This window comes from Microbacterium sp. FW305-3-2-15-F-LB2 (genome assembly GCF_058787255.1).
Genome location: NZ_JBYSZO010000002.1, coordinates 74,360 through 89,768 on the forward strand (window position 1 = coordinate 74,360; position 15,409 = coordinate 89,768).

The 15,409-nt window shown below is 66.6% G+C and carries 19 protein-coding genes; 12 read left to right on the forward strand and 7 right to left on the reverse strand.

The window, feature by feature from the left end; all coding sequences use genetic code 11:
• The 8 genes from AC3WLZ_RS17765 to AC3WLZ_RS17800 all read left to right on the forward strand — a co-directional run bounded on the left by AC3WLZ_RS17765 (position 1) and on the right by AC3WLZ_RS17800 (position 4,224).
• Positions 1-954, forward strand: coding sequence for a Mom family adenine methylcarbamoylation protein (locus tag AC3WLZ_RS17765; RefSeq protein WP_139833212.1), 954 nt, complete (start codon positions 1-3; stop codon positions 952-954).
• A gap of 105 nt (positions 955-1,059) precedes the next feature.
• Positions 1,060-1,935, forward strand: a complete 876-nt coding sequence (locus AC3WLZ_RS17770; protein WP_005052771.1) for an ArdC-like ssDNA-binding domain-containing protein — start codon at positions 1,060-1,062, stop codon at positions 1,933-1,935.
• A 105-nt stretch (positions 1,936-2,040) separates the two neighbouring features.
• Positions 2,041-2,244: a hypothetical protein gene (locus AC3WLZ_RS17775; RefSeq protein ID WP_005052768.1), complete on the forward strand. Its 204-nt coding sequence runs from the start codon at positions 2,041-2,043 to the stop codon at positions 2,242-2,244.
• Between the two features lie 11 nt (positions 2,245-2,255).
• Entirely contained in the window at positions 2,256-2,978 is a 723-nt protein-coding gene (locus tag AC3WLZ_RS17780; protein ID WP_005052767.1) for an HNH endonuclease family protein, read from the forward strand.
• A 26-nt stretch (positions 2,979-3,004) separates the two neighbouring features.
• Positions 3,005-3,415 carry a hypothetical protein gene (locus AC3WLZ_RS17785; RefSeq protein WP_005052764.1) on the forward strand — a complete coding sequence of 137 codons (411 nt, stop codon included), beginning with the start codon at positions 3,005-3,007 and terminating at the stop codon, positions 3,413-3,415.
• 10 nt (positions 3,416-3,425) lie between these two features.
• Complete coding sequence (locus tag AC3WLZ_RS17790; protein WP_005052762.1) at positions 3,426-3,671, forward strand: hypothetical protein; 246 nt, start codon at positions 3,426-3,428, stop codon at positions 3,669-3,671.
• On the forward strand, positions 3,668-3,952 hold the full coding sequence (locus AC3WLZ_RS17795; RefSeq protein ID WP_005052760.1) for a hypothetical protein: 285 nt from the start codon (positions 3,668-3,670) through the stop codon (positions 3,950-3,952). The genes AC3WLZ_RS17790 and AC3WLZ_RS17795 overlap by 4 nt, the downstream gene beginning before the upstream one ends.
• The gene (locus tag AC3WLZ_RS17800; RefSeq protein WP_005052758.1) at positions 3,949-4,224 is read left to right on the forward strand and encodes a hypothetical protein; all 276 of its coding nucleotides are present in this window, start codon (positions 3,949-3,951) and stop codon (positions 4,222-4,224) included. Before AC3WLZ_RS17795 ends, AC3WLZ_RS17800 begins: the two co-directional genes overlap by 4 nt.
• 485 nt (positions 4,225-4,709) lie before the next feature.
• Here the strand turns inward: AC3WLZ_RS17800 and AC3WLZ_RS17805 are convergent, their stop codons facing one another.
• Together AC3WLZ_RS17805 and AC3WLZ_RS17810 are read right to left on the reverse strand one after the other, a co-directional pair.
• Positions 4,710-5,045: a hypothetical protein gene (locus AC3WLZ_RS17805; protein WP_005052756.1), complete on the reverse strand. Its 336-nt coding sequence runs from the start codon at positions 5,043-5,045 to the stop codon at positions 4,710-4,712.
• A complete protein-coding gene (locus AC3WLZ_RS17810) occupies positions 5,042-7,846 on the reverse strand; it encodes a DNA methyltransferase (protein ID WP_228164380.1) in 2,805 nt (934 codons plus the stop codon). The genes AC3WLZ_RS17805 and AC3WLZ_RS17810 overlap by 4 nt, the downstream gene beginning before the upstream one ends.
• Positions 7,847-8,022: 176 nt before the next feature.
• Between AC3WLZ_RS17810 and AC3WLZ_RS17815 the strand changes: the two genes are divergently transcribed.
• From AC3WLZ_RS17815 to AC3WLZ_RS17830, 4 genes are read left to right on the forward strand one after another with little or no spacing between them, the layout of a single operon-like run.
• Positions 8,023-8,538, forward strand: coding sequence for a hypothetical protein (locus AC3WLZ_RS17815; protein ID WP_005052752.1), 516 nt, complete (start codon positions 8,023-8,025; stop codon positions 8,536-8,538).
• Entirely contained in the window at positions 8,535-9,488 is a 954-nt protein-coding gene (locus AC3WLZ_RS17820; protein WP_005052750.1) for a DUF3560 domain-containing protein, read from the forward strand. Before AC3WLZ_RS17815 ends, AC3WLZ_RS17820 begins: the two co-directional genes overlap by 4 nt.
• Positions 9,485-9,706 (forward strand): hypothetical protein, encoded by a 222-nt coding sequence (locus AC3WLZ_RS17825; protein ID WP_005052747.1) that lies wholly within the window; start codon positions 9,485-9,487, stop codon positions 9,704-9,706. Before AC3WLZ_RS17820 ends, AC3WLZ_RS17825 begins: the two co-directional genes overlap by 4 nt.
• Positions 9,707-9,713: 7 nt before the next feature.
• Positions 9,714-9,947, forward strand: coding sequence for a hypothetical protein (locus tag AC3WLZ_RS17830; RefSeq protein ID WP_005052746.1), 234 nt, complete (start codon positions 9,714-9,716; stop codon positions 9,945-9,947).
• A gap of 69 nt (positions 9,948-10,016) precedes the next feature.
• Here AC3WLZ_RS17830 and nrdH read toward each other — a convergent pair whose 3' ends face one another.
• The 5 genes from nrdH to AC3WLZ_RS17855 all read right to left on the reverse strand — a co-directional run bounded on the left by nrdH (position 10,017) and on the right by AC3WLZ_RS17855 (position 15,409).
• The gene (gene nrdH, locus AC3WLZ_RS17835; protein ID WP_005052743.1) at positions 10,017-10,277 is read right to left on the reverse strand and encodes a glutaredoxin-like protein NrdH; all 261 of its coding nucleotides are present in this window, start codon (positions 10,275-10,277) and stop codon (positions 10,017-10,019) included.
• 51 nt (positions 10,278-10,328) lie between these two features.
• Positions 10,329-10,607, reverse strand: a complete 279-nt coding sequence (locus AC3WLZ_RS17840; RefSeq protein WP_139833205.1) for a hypothetical protein — start codon at positions 10,605-10,607, stop codon at positions 10,329-10,331.
• Between the two features lie 58 nt (positions 10,608-10,665).
• Positions 10,666-12,777 (reverse strand): FtsK/SpoIIIE domain-containing protein, encoded by a 2,112-nt coding sequence (locus tag AC3WLZ_RS17845; protein WP_005052740.1) that lies wholly within the window; start codon positions 12,775-12,777, stop codon positions 10,666-10,668.
• A gap of 664 nt (positions 12,778-13,441) precedes the next feature.
• Positions 13,442-14,035 carry a ParB family protein gene (locus AC3WLZ_RS17850; RefSeq protein WP_005052738.1) on the reverse strand — a complete coding sequence of 198 codons (594 nt, stop codon included), beginning with the start codon at positions 14,033-14,035 and terminating at the stop codon, positions 13,442-13,444.
• A 126-nt stretch (positions 14,036-14,161) separates the two neighbouring features.
• Positions 14,162-15,409: a M23 family metallopeptidase gene (locus tag AC3WLZ_RS17855; protein WP_005052737.1), complete on the reverse strand. Its 1,248-nt coding sequence runs from the start codon at positions 15,407-15,409 to the stop codon at positions 14,162-14,164.

Below are 15,409 nucleotides of genomic sequence, written 5' to 3' on the forward strand. Positions count from 1 at the left end.
ATGCCCACCCTGAACGCTCGGCCGGTACTCATGCCGGCCGAGCCGCCCTCCTCCCCCGCGAGCGACTACTGCCAGCGTTGGTCTCGCGGCGCCCATTCGTGGCGCCACATCTCCGAAGGCGGGTTCGACCCCCGTCTATACCAGGTGGCCCCGATCACGGAAGCCGCCGCGCGAGCATTCGTCATCGACGAGCACTACGCAGCATCCTTCCCCGCAGCACGCTTCTCGATCGGGCTGCTCACCCGCGACGACCGCTTCCCCATCAACGGCGCCATGGTCGACGAGATGGCACTGGTCGGCGTCGCCACCTTCTCCACCCCGATGAGCAGAGGAGTCCTCAGCTCCGTCTTCGGCACGCTCGAGCCCTACGAACAGAGCATCGAGCTCGGCCGATTCGTACTCACCGACACACCCGCGAACGCCGAATCCTGGTTCCTCGCACGCGCTTTCCGCCACGCCTACGACCGGGGCATCCGCGGCGTCGTCTCTTTCGCCGACCCCTTGCCACGGCGCCGACAGATCACCGAGACCCTCGACAACGGCACCACAATCGAGCGCATCGAACAGACCTCGCCCGGCCACATCGGCGGGATATACCAAAGCGTCAACGCGATCGCCCTCGGCCGCAGCACCGCACGCACCCTGAACTACCTCCCCCGCCGCGGCCTCGTGCTCTCCGAGAGATCTCTGTCCAAGGTAAGAGGACAGGAGCGAGGCGCCGACGCCGCCGAGCGACACCTGGTCTCGCTCGGCGCCCCCATCCGCCGCGCAGGGCAAGACCCGCGAGCCTGGCTGCGCGAGGCGCTCGCCGCGCTCGATGTCACGAAGATCAGGCATCCGGGGAACTTCCGATACGCCTTCCCTCTTGGCAGCAGCTCCCAGCGTCGCCGGCTGCCGATCGGGCTGCCGCGCACCGCGTACCCCAAAGCCGCCACCGACATCCTTCCGGGCTGAGACCCCCGCTGCAGGCGGGTGCAAATCGGAGTTGACGGGGCATATCGAATGCCTCATACTAGTGAATGTCACATTCACTACTCGTCCACTCTGAGGGAGGACACCATGACCACCAAGACCCGCCGCAGCGGCACCACCCGCCGCACCCCGGAAGAGCGCCGCGCACAGGCCGAGGCGCTCCACGAGCAGCTCACCGCACAGGTCGCCACGCTGGCCGAGAGCGAGAACTGGAAGGCCTGGCTGCGCTTCGCGCGCATCGTCCGCCGGCGCTCGTTCTCCAACCAGATGCTCATCCTCGCGCAGGGCGGCACCCACTGCCTCGGCTACCGCCAGTGGGAGACCCTCGGCCGTCACGTCGTCAAGGGCGCGAAGTCGATCAAGATCTTCGGCTACTCCACCAAGCGGATCGTCGAGGTCGACGAGGCCACCGGAGAAGAGTCCACCAGCAGTCGAGTGATCTACCCGGTGCTCTCCGTGTTCGACGTCCGCGACACCGATGGCGAGCCGCTCCCCGAGCAGCCGGCCATCTACCTCGAGGGCGACGACGTCGCAGGCCTCTTCGACCAGCTCGCCGACTTCATCACCGCGCAGGGCTGGGATGTCGCGCTCGAGGACATCGCACAGGACGGGCTCAACGGGTACACCGATGGCCAGGCCCGACAGATCCGGGTCGACAGCAAGATGGCACCGGCCATGCGCGTCAAGACCCTCCTGCACGAGATCAGTCACGCACTTCTGCACTTCGACGAGGGCAGCACCCGCGAGCACCGCGGAGTGATCGAGACCGAAGCCGAGTCGGTCGCGTACTGCGCCGGTGGCCTCCTCGGACTCGACACGTCCGCGTGGTCGATCGGGTACGTCGCAGGATGGGCCGGCGGTGACGTCGACCTCATCCGCAGCGTCGCCGGCAACGTCCTCCGTGCCGTCAACGCGATCGCCGACGCCATGCTCGGCGCCGACGACCAGGCCGCGGCCGCGTAACAGCCCTCGGGGGGCGGGCTCGCCTATGCCCGCCCCCGAGAATCTCTGTCCGCGAACACCCCGAACTGCGACCTATACCCCTAGACGAATACCCCGGAGGAACCCATGGATCTCGCCCTGTCTACCGCCCGCGACTTCGCTCCCCTTCTGCTGGGCAGCGGCGGCCTCGTCGGCATCCTCGTCACCGTCGACACTGCACGCCGCGCAGAGCGCACGGTACGGCGCAGCCTCAAGTTCCTCGTCACCCTTCTCCTCAGCGTCGCCGCGGTCGCCGCGGCCGTCGTACTCGGCGCCGCCCTCTTCCTCTGAACGGACCACTCATGAACCGCCGAACCACACGCCTCGCCTCCGCCGCCGGCGCTGTTGTCGTCGCCCTGCTCGCTGGCGCGATCGCGATCACCAGCCAGCCCTCCGGCGTCAGCGACCTCACCGACACCGCGCCCGCGCCTGTGCCTGTGCCTACCGCAGAGATCTCCGCGGACGCCGCCGCAGCCCTCGATGAGCTCGAGCAGCTCGTCGTGGCCGATGCAGCCGACCAGGACAGCTACGACCGTGACGCGTTCGGGCAACGCTGGGCCGACATCGACCGCAACGGCTGTGACCAGCGCAACGACGCACTCGCGGCCGCGCTCGAGAACATCACCACCAAGCCCGGCACACACGACTGCGTCGTCCTCACCGGAACGCTTCACGACCCTTACACCGGGCTCACGATCGCCTTCGAGCGCGGCCAGGGCACGAGTGAGCTCGTGCAGATCGACCATGTCGTGCCGCTCGCGTGGGGGTGGCGTCAGGGCGCCGACGAATGGGACGAGGCCCAGCGTGAGCGCTTCGCCAACGATCCTCTCAATCTGCAGGCCACGGACGGCAGCACCAACCAGTCGAAGAGCGATCGCGGCCCCTCCGAATGGATGCCCCCGAACGCGGACTACGGATGCGCCTACGCTGCGCGCTTCGTCGACGTCCTCACCGCCTACCAGCTGACGGTCAACCCGGCCGACTACTCCACGCTCCGCGCGCAGCTCGCCAGCTGCGCCGCATGACCCCCCACCCGAGAGGACTGACAACGATGAGCACTCTGAACAACATCGTCATCACCGATGACACCGGCACCCGTTACAACGATCTCTTCCTCGACATCCCGCTGGACAGCTACGAGATCTCCCGCTCCTCTGTCGGCTTCCATTCCGTCGACGCGATCGTGCCAGCCGACCCCTACTCGACCCGCGCATCCGAAGATGGTCCGCTCGGTGCACTGCTTTTCCGCTGGGCTCAAGCGCACGTCGCCGGCCGCAACTACATCATCAGCTGGCAGTACATCGACGCTCACGACGTCCATACCGTCGCCGTCGCCGACACCACCACTCGCGAGCTGCACTTCGTCAACCTGTTCGGCCACGTCATCGCCGGTCGACGCAGCTACAGGCTCCGTGAGCTCGCCGACGCGCTCGACCTCCTGATCGACGCCAGCTTCGACTGAGGACCAGGCCATGCTTTCCGACGAGGTCGCTCGACAGATCATCCACGGCAGCCCCGAGGGCTACGACCTCGGATGTCAGACCCGCGCCGGATGCGCCAACCACCACCACCCCACGCTCATGACCTGTTTCGCCGCCGCGATCGCCGTCCGCGATGACTGGCGCCTCGCGAAGCTGCCTCGCAACGAACCCCTCCCCAAATCCGCTCGGCGGCTACGCCGCTCCTCCCCCAGAAGCAAGGAAGGAACACCCTCATGACCGACCCCGAGCTCACTGCGTGGCCGGCACTGCGCCTCGGAGATCATGCCCTCATCCGGGAGCGCGCGACAGCACGCGAGCTCGCCGTCACCATCGTCGCTCTGCTCGAGCCGATCGAGGGCGAGGGTGAGGGCCTGGTCGACCACCGGGGCCGCGTCATCCGGCACCACTTCTACGACGCCCGACCCATCGCGGCCGACGTCGATCTCCCCGACCAGCGCGACGTCGACACACGCTTCGCCCGACTGACCGCAGATCTCCTGAACACGAGGACACGATGACCGCACCGCTCACCACCACCGAGACCCGCCTGCTACACAAGTCGCTCGAGCTCGCCGCCGGCTACGCGAACAATGAACGCGACGAGACCGCGATCCTTGAGCTCAGCGCACGCATCCGACAGGCACAGAAGACCATCCCCTCTGCACCGGACGCGCACACCACGATCCTCGCGACGATCGACGCCATAAAGCGCGCAGGACGCCACGAGCAGCTCACCCCTCAGCTGCTCGACCGAGTCGCTGACGAGCTCCTCCAATCCACCCCGCTCTGACCGCCCCGCGCGGTACACTAAGGCGCGGCACCCGGCTGTTGAGCAGGTTCCCTTCCGCCCCTCGGGGCGATGGCTCCTCCTCAGTTGGATCGTTGGTGAATGTGACAATTTCCACGCTCCGGCCGGGTGCCGTTTTCTCTTGCCCCGGTGGCACGCGATCATCGACGATTGCTCACCGGTGGACCAGTCGCCCTCACATACTCCGACCAGGTGCACTCGACAGCGAGCCTCATTGCATCGTCGGGGAAGTAGCCGATCAACACTCGCCGCTCGGGATCGCGATCGAACGTCACGGAACGCAGCAGCCTACGGCCGCGGATCTCGACATGGCGGATGATCGCGATCCTCTTGCTGTGGTCGAACACGTACCAGATCCCCGGCTCCGGCGACGCCTGCAGCTGAGACATCGGAGACCAGTGCTGCACCACAACAGCGAACACTATGCCGGCGCACCGACAGCCCCGTGCCGACGACGACCGCGTGACTCAGCTCGTCAGCGACCCGCCGGATCCGTAGGCGTCGTGGTCATACCGCTGTAGCGCAGCAATGAACTCGGCACTAGTGATCTCATAGCGAGCCACCGCGGCCGCGGCGCCGTGGAACAGAGCAGCGTTGGGATACACACGGCCGCACACTGGGCAGACCGCGAACTCGTCGGGGTCGGCCGAACCAGCAGCATCGAAGGCAAGACGCCCAAGACGATCGGCGCTCCGCCAGTCCTGAGTCCACGAATCATTGCCACAGGCGCAGACCTGATTCTCCCCTTCCTCATCGACCGTCGCGGTCCCATCGACGCGGACGGTCGGGTACGGCCAGCTCACGATGCCGCACTCGCTGCTGTCGCCTTGCGGGGACGTTTCTTCGGCATCGCGAGCTCGTCGACCGTGGTGAGCTTCGCATAGCTGGCGAACAGCGCTCGCAGTCGGTCAGCCTCCGTCGCTATCCCCCGCAGGCCCAGGGCCTTGTCGACAGCAGTGTCGAGCTCACGATGCGCCCGGAGCAGTTCGGGCGACATCGCGAGGGGGTTGTAGTGGTCTGCGAGCGAGCGTTCTGGGCGTAGCGCTCTCGCATCCAGAACGGCTTGCCCCCCGGCGATGATGGCGGCACGCTGCGTGTCGGTGAGGGCGGGCAAGGGGAAAGTGTTCCACGTCAGGGTGCTCGAGAAGCGCAGACGAGACTCAAGGCGACCGCCGATAGTGCGCTGCCAGGTGATGAATGCCGACGACGAGATCACTGCGAAGGCGAGGCCGTCTGGGTCGTCTGCCTTGAAGTTCGCGTCACCGCAGATCACATCAGGGGTGAACAGGGCGGTCGGGAAGAACTTGCGTGTCTCGCTCACATGCCGCGGCACACAGACATAGGGCGTGTCGGGTTGCGACCTTTGACCGAACAGGTGCGGCGTGTCCGCCATCTGTCGCGTGGACTCGGCCTTCGACGCTGCGCGGAACTGACGCACGGCATCCAGCCGCCCGCGGAGTATCGGGGATCGGGCGATGTCGCTGGGGTCAAGATCCACGAGCCACAGGCACCACCGGGGTTCGTTGTGGATGAGCTGTCGGGCGCCGACAAACGGCCGGACGTACTTCGCGGCGATCGGATCTGCCATCACTTCCGCATAGTCGGCCGGCTCGATCAGGAGATTGCCGTCGTCGCGAGCCATGTTCCCGAACACCATCGGAGGGAGAGCCGACGCCAGCGGGCTTCGCCGCTGATCGATTAGCACAATGGGACCGTCGACCAGGTATCCGTTGAGCTGATCCACGACGGGGATCTCGACGGGCTCGCCCTTGAGGTTTCCTGAGTAGTCGAACAGCCGCGCTCTCTTCCTCGACGGCCGGTCAAAACCGATCACCGAGCAATGCACTGCCGCAGCGCCGGGCGCTTCACTGGTCCACGCGAACGTCCGGTGCGCGAACTTGACGCGCCACCCTGCGGCAAACACAGGGCCGAAGAGCGCTGGCACCGGCTCTCCCTGTGCGATCGAGTTTGTCGAGACGAACGCGAACTCGCCTCGGTAGCCGGGACGGCCGAGCAGCTCGAGAGCCTTCGCGTACCAGCCGGTGACATAGTCCAGCCGACCGATGTCGTCCCTCCGCCACACGTCGCGAAGTTCCTGCGCTTGCTCGGTCGAGCGGGTGGCGTGGCCGAGGAAGGGCGGATTGCCCATGATGTACAGGTGCTCAGTCGGTTGTAGGACAGCTGCCCAGTCGACACGCAGCGCGTTGCCGACGACGATGCTCTTGATCTTGTCCAGCGGCAGCGGATCTGGTGCAGATCCAAGCGCCAGCTCCATCGCCTGGTTTGCCTGGTGTTCCACCAGGTGCAGCGCCGTCGCTGCGATCTGCGCGGGCCATTCCTCGAGCTCGATCCCGTGGAAGCTCGACAGCCGCACGGCGAGGTGCTCCTCGGTGAAGAACATTGTGCGGGCCGTCTCACCGGACAGCTCTTGGATCCGCAGCAGAACCTCAAGATCGAGGGCTCGCATCTGTCGGTAGCCGACCACCAGGAAGTTGCCACAGCCGCACGCCGGATCAAGGAATCGCATCAGCCCCATGTCCGCACGCAGCTTCTTGAGCTTGGCGGTGTCGTGGTACCCGTCCGTGAACCGCTGCCGCAGCTCATCGAGGAACATCGGGCCGATGACCTTCATGATGTTGGTCTCGGTGGTGTAGTGCTCGCCGAGCTCACGCCGAGCGGTCTTGTCTTTGACGGCCTGGAAGAGGCTGCCGAAGATGGCCGGCGAGATCGCCGACCAGTTGAACATTGCAGCCGCGATCAGCCGGTCACGCATGCCTGCGTCGAACGACGGGATCGACACCGATTCCTCGAAGACTCCACCGTTGACGTAGGGGAATCGCGAGATTAGCTCGTCGAGGTTTGACTGCCGACGAGACGGCTCACGTCCCATGACCTGGTACAGCAACGACAGCTGAGGCCCGAGGTCGGAACCATCCGTCGCGGTGCGGGTCTCGAGGAACTCGAGGAACAGATCGCGATCCCACACTCCGGCGTCATCGGCGTAGAGGGCGAACAAGGTGCGCACCAGGAACACCGACGCCTCGTGATCGTCGTACCCAGACCCCTCGAGGGCCTCGTAGAGGGACGCCATCAGCTTTGCCGCTTTGATCGACGCAGACTCCTGCGCCTTCGATCCGAAGGTGCGCTCACCGTACCCGGCGAGGAAGGCGAGCACGTCAGCGCGATCCCGCATCTGGGTCAGGGCGAACTCCTGCACACCCTCGCTCTCAGCGTGGAGATCGAGCAGACGGAACCGGCGGAAGTCGCTCGTGATTACCCACCGAGGAACCTCCGGGTCAGGAAGGTCGTCAATGTAGTCGAGCGCCTGCTGCTCAGCCGCGACGAGATCCTTGCCGGCGGACTTCATTTCGATCAGCGCGAGACCAGGGATCAGCGCGTCGATGTATCCGCGCGAGCCGGTCGACGAGCGCTTGACACGCTTCTCGTAGAACGCCGCGCGGGTCTGGGTTATCCCGTACACGCCGAGCAGATCCCGGACGAAGGACTGCGCTTGCTGTCGCTCGTCGCCGGGCTCGTCCTGCCAGTCACGGGTGAACTGCGCAGCGCGGGCTCGGATCTCATTCATCGACAACGACTTCGGCACGATCCCAACGCTATCCGGCCAGACCACTCGCACCCGGTACTACCCGACCTCCGTCCGCAGCGTGGCGGCTGCTTGGCGCCACCACCACAGCGACGACGACGACGACGACGTCTTGACATGAGCGCCGACTGATTCTAGGGTAGTGAATGTCACATTCACCACCTGAGGGGGTCATCATGCGCGCGTTTCCCGTGAACCGCGACACCATCGACCTGTTGGTCACCGCCGCCTACATTTCCACACCCGCCTACCGCAGCAGCACTCCGCGCGAGCTCGCCGAGAACGCCGACCGGATGGGTCAGAGCCTCTGGGATGAGAACTACGCGAGCGTCAGCTACGCGATCAAGCAGCACATCGCCGCACCGCGCTACGAATGGCAGCCGGTCGCCGAGATCGTCCCCCATGCCGATGACGAGCAGGCGTTGCAGATCGAGCGCAGCCGTCTACTGCTCGCCGAAGTCTCCTGCCATCACCCCGGATGGGATCAGTCCCCTGCGCGTGACCTCGTCGAACGCCTCGGCGACGCGATCGCGCGACGGTTCGCTCACCGCCCGCTCGTCGACTCCCCGGACCACCTGGGCGTGAAGGAGTATGAGGGCCTGCATCGCGCCGCCGAGGTCTGGGAACGGGAGATCGGATTCCGCCACCCTCTCACGCACGACGCGGCCGCGCGGGAAGGGAGCCGGCCATGATGCTCACGATCATCCACGCGGCCGCGGAAGGCACCCTCATCGAAGGGACCAGCCGGGGCGACGGCACGGCCGATACTCTCAAGGCCAACGGCTGGCGGTGGAGCCGGGCGCTCGGATCTTGGTACATCCCCCACTCCCGCGACCGCGAACCGAAGATCGCGATCATCAACCGCACCGCCGAGCAGCTCACCGCTGCCGGGTTCGTCGTCGAGATCTCGATCGACTATGAACGCCGGGCCGCGGCCGTCGTCGAGGCTGACCTGGTCGACCGCAGGAACGATCGCGCTGCCGCCCTGGCGGTGCGCGCAGATCGACGACACCAGGACGCCACCGAAGAGGCAGAGCGCGCGGCCCGCGCGCTGCGACGCCTCCCCGAAGGTGGCGAGCCCATCAAGGTCGGACACCACTCGGAGGCCGGCCACCGCCGAGCGATCGGCAAGGCGGACGCGGCGATCCGCCGCTCCATCGACGCCGACGCGGCGGCACGGCGCGCCCAGGTGCGTGCCGACGTCGCGGCCGCGGCGACCGATGCACGGTATGCGCCGATCACCGTGGCGAACCGGATCGAGAAGCTCCGCGCAGATCGCGCCGGCATCCGTCGACGTCTCGACGGGTCAAGCCGCACCCTTCCTGGCGGGTATGTCGAGGTCACGGCTGCAGCCACCGGCGCCTACGCCGAACGGCTCGAGAGGGAGCTGGCCGCGACCGACGATCAGCTCACCTACTGGCAGGAGGTCCGCGCCGAGCAGGTCGCGACCGGCGCGGCCACCGACCACAGCAAGGACACCATCAGCGTCGGCGACCAGATCAAGTACTTCGGCGCCTGGTGCACCGTAACCCGCACCAACCCGAAGAGCGCCACCATCGTCGACGCCTACGGCCACCGCGGCACAGTCCCTTACACGCACATCCGCGAGCACCGTGCCGGCCAGAGCGGAGCGATCTCATGACCATCGCCGCCCGCCCCCGCACGATCCCGGAGCCCACGACTCGTTGGCTCCGCCGTCTCGTAATCGCGCTGCTGTACATCGCAGCCGCGGTCCTCTCTGGGTGGCTCGGGATCCTCGCCGCGCCGATCCTCGATCGCATCATCGTCACCGCCGCGGCGGTGATCCTCGTCCCCATCACCATCGCGCTCGTGATCGACTTCTTCAGCAACCCAGATTGAGCGTCCGATGCCCGCCTACAAGGTCCAATGGCAGCAGCGCGTCGACGTCACCGCCACCGTCACTGTGGAGCTCGACGAGCTCGCCGACTGGGCATGCGAGCATCTCGGGCTGCGCACCCTCGAGGCCGGTGCGCCGGCAGGCGCGGCGCCGGCAGGGGTTCGGATGATGCTCGAGCGGAACGGGCCTCTGCGGGAGCAGCTGCTGCAGCGGTGGGCAGCGGCGCACATGCCGCACAGATGATGTCCCGCTCCGATGAGCAGAGCAGAGGCCCCACCGGCGAAGAGCTGCCGGTGGGGCCTCTGTCGTCAATCACGCGAGCCGTTGCGCGAGCTCGTCGATCTTGTCGGGACGGAAGCCCGACCAGTGATCCTCATCCGTGATGACGACCGGTGCCTGCAGGTAGCCGAGCGACTTGACCTGTTCGAGCGCTGCGGCGTCTTCGCTGAGGTCGACGACGTCGTACTCGATTCCCTTAGCATCGAGCGCGCGGTGTGTCGCGACGCACTGTACGCATGATTTCTTGGTGAACAGCGTGATCGTCTTGTCGCCGTTCGTCAGTGTGGTTGTCATGGGTGATCTCTCCTCCTTCCTGGGTCTCGTTTGCTGAGCATGGCGGGCAGCTCAGACACGGGCAGCCGCGCGGCGCTTGAGCCACACGATGAGCGCGATCGCACCGATCAGGATCGCGAGGATGACGAGGATCTGTCCCCAGCCGAGGCCGACGCCGTCGACGACGGGGATCGCCACGGTTTCACCCTGCTCGAGCAAGTGGTACTTCAACATCCACGCGCGCAGCGGATCGAGGAACATCCCCAGCGACACTGCGCCACTGGCCAGGACGAGCACGGCGATCAGCAGCAGCGAGATCCAGTCGTCTTCCGACACGCTCTGGTTCGACACGCGATTCATCCCTTCTCTCGGGGCCGGTAGGCCCGCAGCATCATGACGGCCACGACGATCAGGCTGCTTCGGGTCGGCGGTAGCTGATCACCGAGTTGTCGAAGAGCGTCAGCAGCCCGTCCTCACCGCTGTCGAGGTCGCGGTATTCGATCGCGAGGTACTCGTCGTCGACGACGTCGGGCTCCACTCCTTCGACCACTCCCCACAGCCCCAGAGTCGCGTCGACGAGCAGGAGATCTCCGACCTCGAGCTCCACCGCGGGGCCCTCGAGGGATTCGCCGTATCCGTCGCCGTCAGCGGCCGCGTCGACGTCCGGTGCATCGTCGTCGACTTCGGGCACGAACCGGACCCGTTCACGAGAGTCCAGTGGGGTGACATTGGAGGGTCGAAGCGCGTCGTGCTTGGTCGTCGACGGTACCGATGCATCCCAAGCGACAATCTCGGCCGAGGACCACTGGAAGTAGTCGGGCTCGAGCTCCTCCCCCTCGCCGTCGTCGGTGAGCTCCGCTTCCGGGTCGCGCACCATCATCCGCTCGTAGTCGGCAGCGTCGGGACGCAGCGCCGCCAGGTGATCCCAGTCCGCCTTGTCGGTGGAGTCGAGCTTGGCGGGGTCGGGGGTGTAGAACGCCTGAATCTCGACGGGCTGAGATTCGGCGTTCAGAGTGACACCGCGGCCACGCTTGTTGCGAGGGATCGCGACACCGACCGCGAAGCTGTCCCACATCATGTTGGCGCCCTGCGGGGAGAGACGACCGAAGCTGACGCGGGCGCCGAAGTTGTCTCGCATCTCACCGCCGAGGAACTCGACGTCGGGGCGCTGCAGACCGAGCAGGATGTGGATCTTCGCCGACCGTGCCAGTCGCGCGAGATCGGAGAGCAGATCGAGAACGGGGGCCTGCGCCGGCGCACCCTTCGGCTTCACCGTCTTGTACCAGCGCTGCACGCGCGCCTTGAACGTCGCGTACTCGTCGATGATCAACGCGAGGGGGTCGAAGTCCTCGAGCCGGGCCGTGCCGTTCTCGAGCTGCGAGTACCGCTCCTCCATGAGCTCGTGCGCAGCGTGCAGCATCCGCACCTGGTGCTCCACCCGCGCGCCGACGAGCTCGACGTTGGGCCAGTCCCGGAATCCGGCGAACTCGATCCGCTTCCCATCGAGTACCCACACCCGCCAGTGAGCGTGCGCGAGATGGGTGAGCACCGTGTGCTGGAAGCTGGTCTTTCCCGATCCGGTTCCACCGATGACGAGGCAATGCGGGGAGACCGCCGGATGCCACGACTGGATCTGACCGTCTTCGTCAGGACCGATCGGGATCTTGAACGCCTTGTAGGCGGCGTGGGTGAGTGCGGCCGCGGGCTCCACTTCGTGCAGGACCATGTCGGGCATCGTCGGTCGGACCTCGAACGTGATCTTGTCGCCCTCGAGATCCCAGTGCGCACGCCACCGGCCAGGGAGCATCGAGGAGACCACCTTCTCGACCTGGGAGCGCCGCGCCGCGATCGCCATCTTCGGTCCCACGTTGTGCTTGACGTCGATCTTCGAGACCGAGCCGTCATCGGCACTCTTCACCGAGACGCTCGCGGTCGGGTCGATGACCAGCTTGACGACCTCGATCGCGCGCTGCTGCTCACGGGAGACCGGATCACTCACGGGTGCGAGCTCGACGACGAGCACGCACCGCCTCGAGTTGTGCTTGCGTACCCGGTACTCGGCACCAAGCCTGCGTGCAAGGCCTGCGAGGATCTGGTCGACGAAGCGGGGGTCGGTGTCATCGACGTGCGAGGCGTACCGGATCTTGATGCGCTCCGGGAGGCCCACCCATCCACGAGTCCACTTCACCGGCACGACGAGAGCACGGGTTGGCTGTGCCGCACCGAGCATCGGAAGGACCGCCTCGATCGCCGGGTCCATCCGCCCTTCCCGTTGGAAGGTCCGCACGCCGGATGCGACCGCGCCGGCGGCGAGCAACACGGCCACGACCCACACCAGCGGGATCAGATCGGTGAACGGGCGCACCGCGTTCAACCCGGTGGCGGCGGTCGCCAGTGCGATGCACAGCAGCGCCGGGATGATCCCGGTCAGCTGACGCCGAGGAAGAACACCCAGAGCCACCGTCGCCGGTGCAGGTGGGCGCGCCGGCGGACGAGATGCCACACGAGTTGTCGTTGCCATTCGAGCCTCCTGAGTGGGCCGAGTACTTCACGACCCTCTTGCGAGGTATAGGCCGGAGATCTGCTCCTTCGCGGACATCGCGGATTCTCCCCGCGTCTGACGCACTCGTGATGTCCCCTGTGCAAGAGTGTGCTCGAGGAGATCGCCACGGCGGCTGGAAAGGGTTATTGCGCCACATCGCGGCGCAGACCAGCGCAATACCTCCGCCACACCCGCGCTTGACACGGGTGATAGGATCAAGCCCGATCGGCGTTCTGCCGCAGGCACGGTTGTCGAATCGAGCTTGAACCCCTCCCCCTGGGAAATATTTCCAGCAGGCACACCCGCGCAGTTATGTGTCGTGTCTCACTCCAGTTGTCCGATTCTCACGGACCTGTCGAGTCGTCTCACTCCACTTGTCGGATTCTCACTCCAGTTGTCCGATGCTCGGCGCGCCGCGTAGTGCTGCTTCGAGGCGGGAGCAGCAGGGTCGGATTCGTGACAACTCGTGTGAGACAGACCGCTCTGCCGGGACTGCACCGCGAATGAGAGAAGTCCCGGTCAGCCCATCCGAGATCCGACAAGTCAAGCGAGATCCGACATTATGGCGCAATACTGCGCCGCACATCGGCGGCATACTGCACCGCACACCCGGTGCAACACGTCGCCGTGGCGCGGAGTCGGGTCAGTCGTTGGAGTCGGTCGGCGGGGTCTGCGCCTGTCGCCGGCGCTCCCACTCGCCTCGCAGCCATTCGCCCTGTCGTTGTGCTGCAGCGCGGCTGATCCCTCGCGCCTTGGCCGGCGCCGGCGGGAACGGGGCACCCTCGTTGTAGAGCTGCTCAAGGCGGTCGGCTTCCCGCATGAAGGCGACCTCGACGAGACCGGCCAGCGCGGGCGCACCCTCCGGCTCATCCCTCGTCGACCACCACGCAGCCTTGAGGCGCGCGTGCAGCGCGACCGGCAGGTAGTAGGTCTGATGGCGGTATCCCGCGGCTCCTCTTGGGTTCACACCCTGGGCACGGTCGGGGGCAGGAGGGAAAGGGGAGCCGGCGTTGTAGAGCTGCTCGAGGCGGTTGGTCTCGCGGCCGATGGCGACCTCGACGAGACCGGCCAGCGCGGGCGCACCCTCCGGCTCATCCCTCGTCGACCACCACGCAGCCTTGAGCCGTGCATGCAGCGCGACCGGCAGGAAGTATGCGATCGAGCGGTAGCCGGTGGCCGACACTGACCCGGCGGGTCGGTCGGTGTCACCAGCGGCGTTGACATCTGTTGAGGGCACGAGTCACCGTCTGGGTGGGAGAGGCTTCGGCCCCGTTTCGGGCCGGGGCTGCCCCCAGCCTACAGGCCGGTTTCCAGGCCGTCAGGAGGGTTACATGCCGCGAGTTGACTCGGTTTTCCAGGGGGGTCAGAGGCGTCGGCAAGTGCCGTCTGTGGGACAGATCTCGATGCCATACAGGCGGAGGAACTCTTCGGGGTTCACGTAGCCGGCGTACTGCGAGGGGGCACCGAGTGCAGTCGCCTCCTGCAGCCCGGCGACGGCCTGATTCGTCGTCCCGTTCTTGTTGACGGCCAGGTGCAGGTGGCATCCCCCACTGGGCGGCACGTTCCCGACGACACCGATCTGCTGGCCGGCGGTGACGGTGTCTCCGACGTCGACGAGCCGCTCGCTCTTGTACATATGCAGGTAGGACACCACGAACCCATCGGGGTGCTTGATCGACAACCACAGTGAGCTGCTGAGAGTCACCGTGCCCGGCAGGACCGCGTAGACAGGGTCGCCGCACGGGTTTGGCCAGCGCTGCAGGTCGATTCCGACATGCCAACTCGACGCACCCGGAACGGTGATGTCGCGCGGCCCGTAGCCGGAGGTCATCTGGTAGCCGGCCGCAAGGGGGAAAGCGGCCTGCCCGACGACAGTGCTGCTGTCGCAGCTGATCGACCCGCCGACCGCGGTGATGATCTGCTGTGCTGCGGGCTCCCACTTGTCGTAAGCGGTCGGGTATGCGGAGACCTGCACGGTCTGCGCGGCCTCCCCCAGCCCCATGTCCTCCCAGCCGGGGATGTCGAGCAGCCCACGCGGCGATCCGCCGTTGGGGCCCTCCTCGCCGCCGAAGAACGCCTTGGCTGCGTAGAGGGGGTCCATGAGCTCCTCGACGGTGCCCCAGCCCGACACACGCTGCTGGAAGTAGTTGACGGAGTCGTGGTCGCTGCCGACCGCGTCGTGCGGGTAATCGAGGGACTCAGGCACGGAGGAGTTGGCGTACATCTTCAAGCCGGACTCCTGCAGCGCGGTCATGATCGCGATCTGCTGGCCCCGCGCGGACACGCCCAGTGAGCGGGCGACCGAGAGGATGGTGGCCGCGTGGCCGAGCTCCGTCGCACCGAGGGTGCGGGTCGATCCTCCTGTGGTCTGGACCTCGAGCTTGTCGGTGGTCAGCGACCCCGCGGTGCACTGCGACGACCCACCGCCGGAGGCGCCGGCGATCGCCATCATCAGGAACATCGTGTAGCCGGCGAAGAGCACCACCGGCACCAGCACGAGCGCGATCACCCAGAGGACGACCTTGCGCGAACCACCACCGTCCCCGTCGTCTCCCCCATTGACGGCGCCGGCGACGTCGGCAGAGCGCTCGAGTACTCCCGATGCGGACAT

Bases quoted from the DNA above. Each gene is read 5' to 3' on its own strand.
- AC3WLZ_RS17765 (WP_139833212.1), top strand. From the start codon at position 1: ATGCCCACCCTGAACGCTCGGCCGGTACTCATGCCGGCCGAGCCGCCC.
- AC3WLZ_RS17770 (WP_005052771.1), top strand. From the start codon at position 1,060: ATGACCACCAAGACCCGCCGCAGCGGCACCACCCGCCGCACCCCGGAA.
- AC3WLZ_RS17775 (WP_005052768.1), top strand. From the start codon at position 2,041: ATGGATCTCGCCCTGTCTACCGCCCGCGACTTCGCTCCCCTTCTGCTG.
- AC3WLZ_RS17780 (WP_005052767.1), top strand. From the start codon at position 2,256: ATGAACCGCCGAACCACACGCCTCGCCTCCGCCGCCGGCGCTGTTGTC.
- AC3WLZ_RS17785 (WP_005052764.1), top strand. From the start codon at position 3,005: ATGAGCACTCTGAACAACATCGTCATCACCGATGACACCGGCACCCGT.
- AC3WLZ_RS17790 (WP_005052762.1), top strand. From the start codon at position 3,426: ATGCTTTCCGACGAGGTCGCTCGACAGATCATCCACGGCAGCCCCGAG.
- AC3WLZ_RS17795 (WP_005052760.1), top strand. From the start codon at position 3,668: ATGACCGACCCCGAGCTCACTGCGTGGCCGGCACTGCGCCTCGGAGAT.
- AC3WLZ_RS17800 (WP_005052758.1), top strand. From the start codon at position 3,949: ATGACCGCACCGCTCACCACCACCGAGACCCGCCTGCTACACAAGTCG.
- AC3WLZ_RS17815 (WP_005052752.1), top strand. From the start codon at position 8,023: ATGCGCGCGTTTCCCGTGAACCGCGACACCATCGACCTGTTGGTCACC.
- AC3WLZ_RS17820 (WP_005052750.1), top strand. From the start codon at position 8,535: ATGATGCTCACGATCATCCACGCGGCCGCGGAAGGCACCCTCATCGAA.
- AC3WLZ_RS17825 (WP_005052747.1), top strand. From the start codon at position 9,485: ATGACCATCGCCGCCCGCCCCCGCACGATCCCGGAGCCCACGACTCGT.
- AC3WLZ_RS17830 (WP_005052746.1), top strand. From the start codon at position 9,714: ATGCCCGCCTACAAGGTCCAATGGCAGCAGCGCGTCGACGTCACCGCC.
- nrdH (WP_005052743.1), bottom strand. From the start codon at position 10,277: ATGACAACCACACTGACGAACGGCGACAAGACGATCACGCTGTTCACC.
- AC3WLZ_RS17845 (WP_005052740.1), bottom strand. From the start codon at position 12,777: ATGGCAACGACAACTCGTGTGGCATCTCGTCCGCCGGCGCGCCCACCT.
- AC3WLZ_RS17855 (WP_005052737.1), bottom strand. From the start codon at position 15,409: ATGTCCGCATCGGGAGTACTCGAGCGCTCTGCCGACGTCGCCGGCGCC.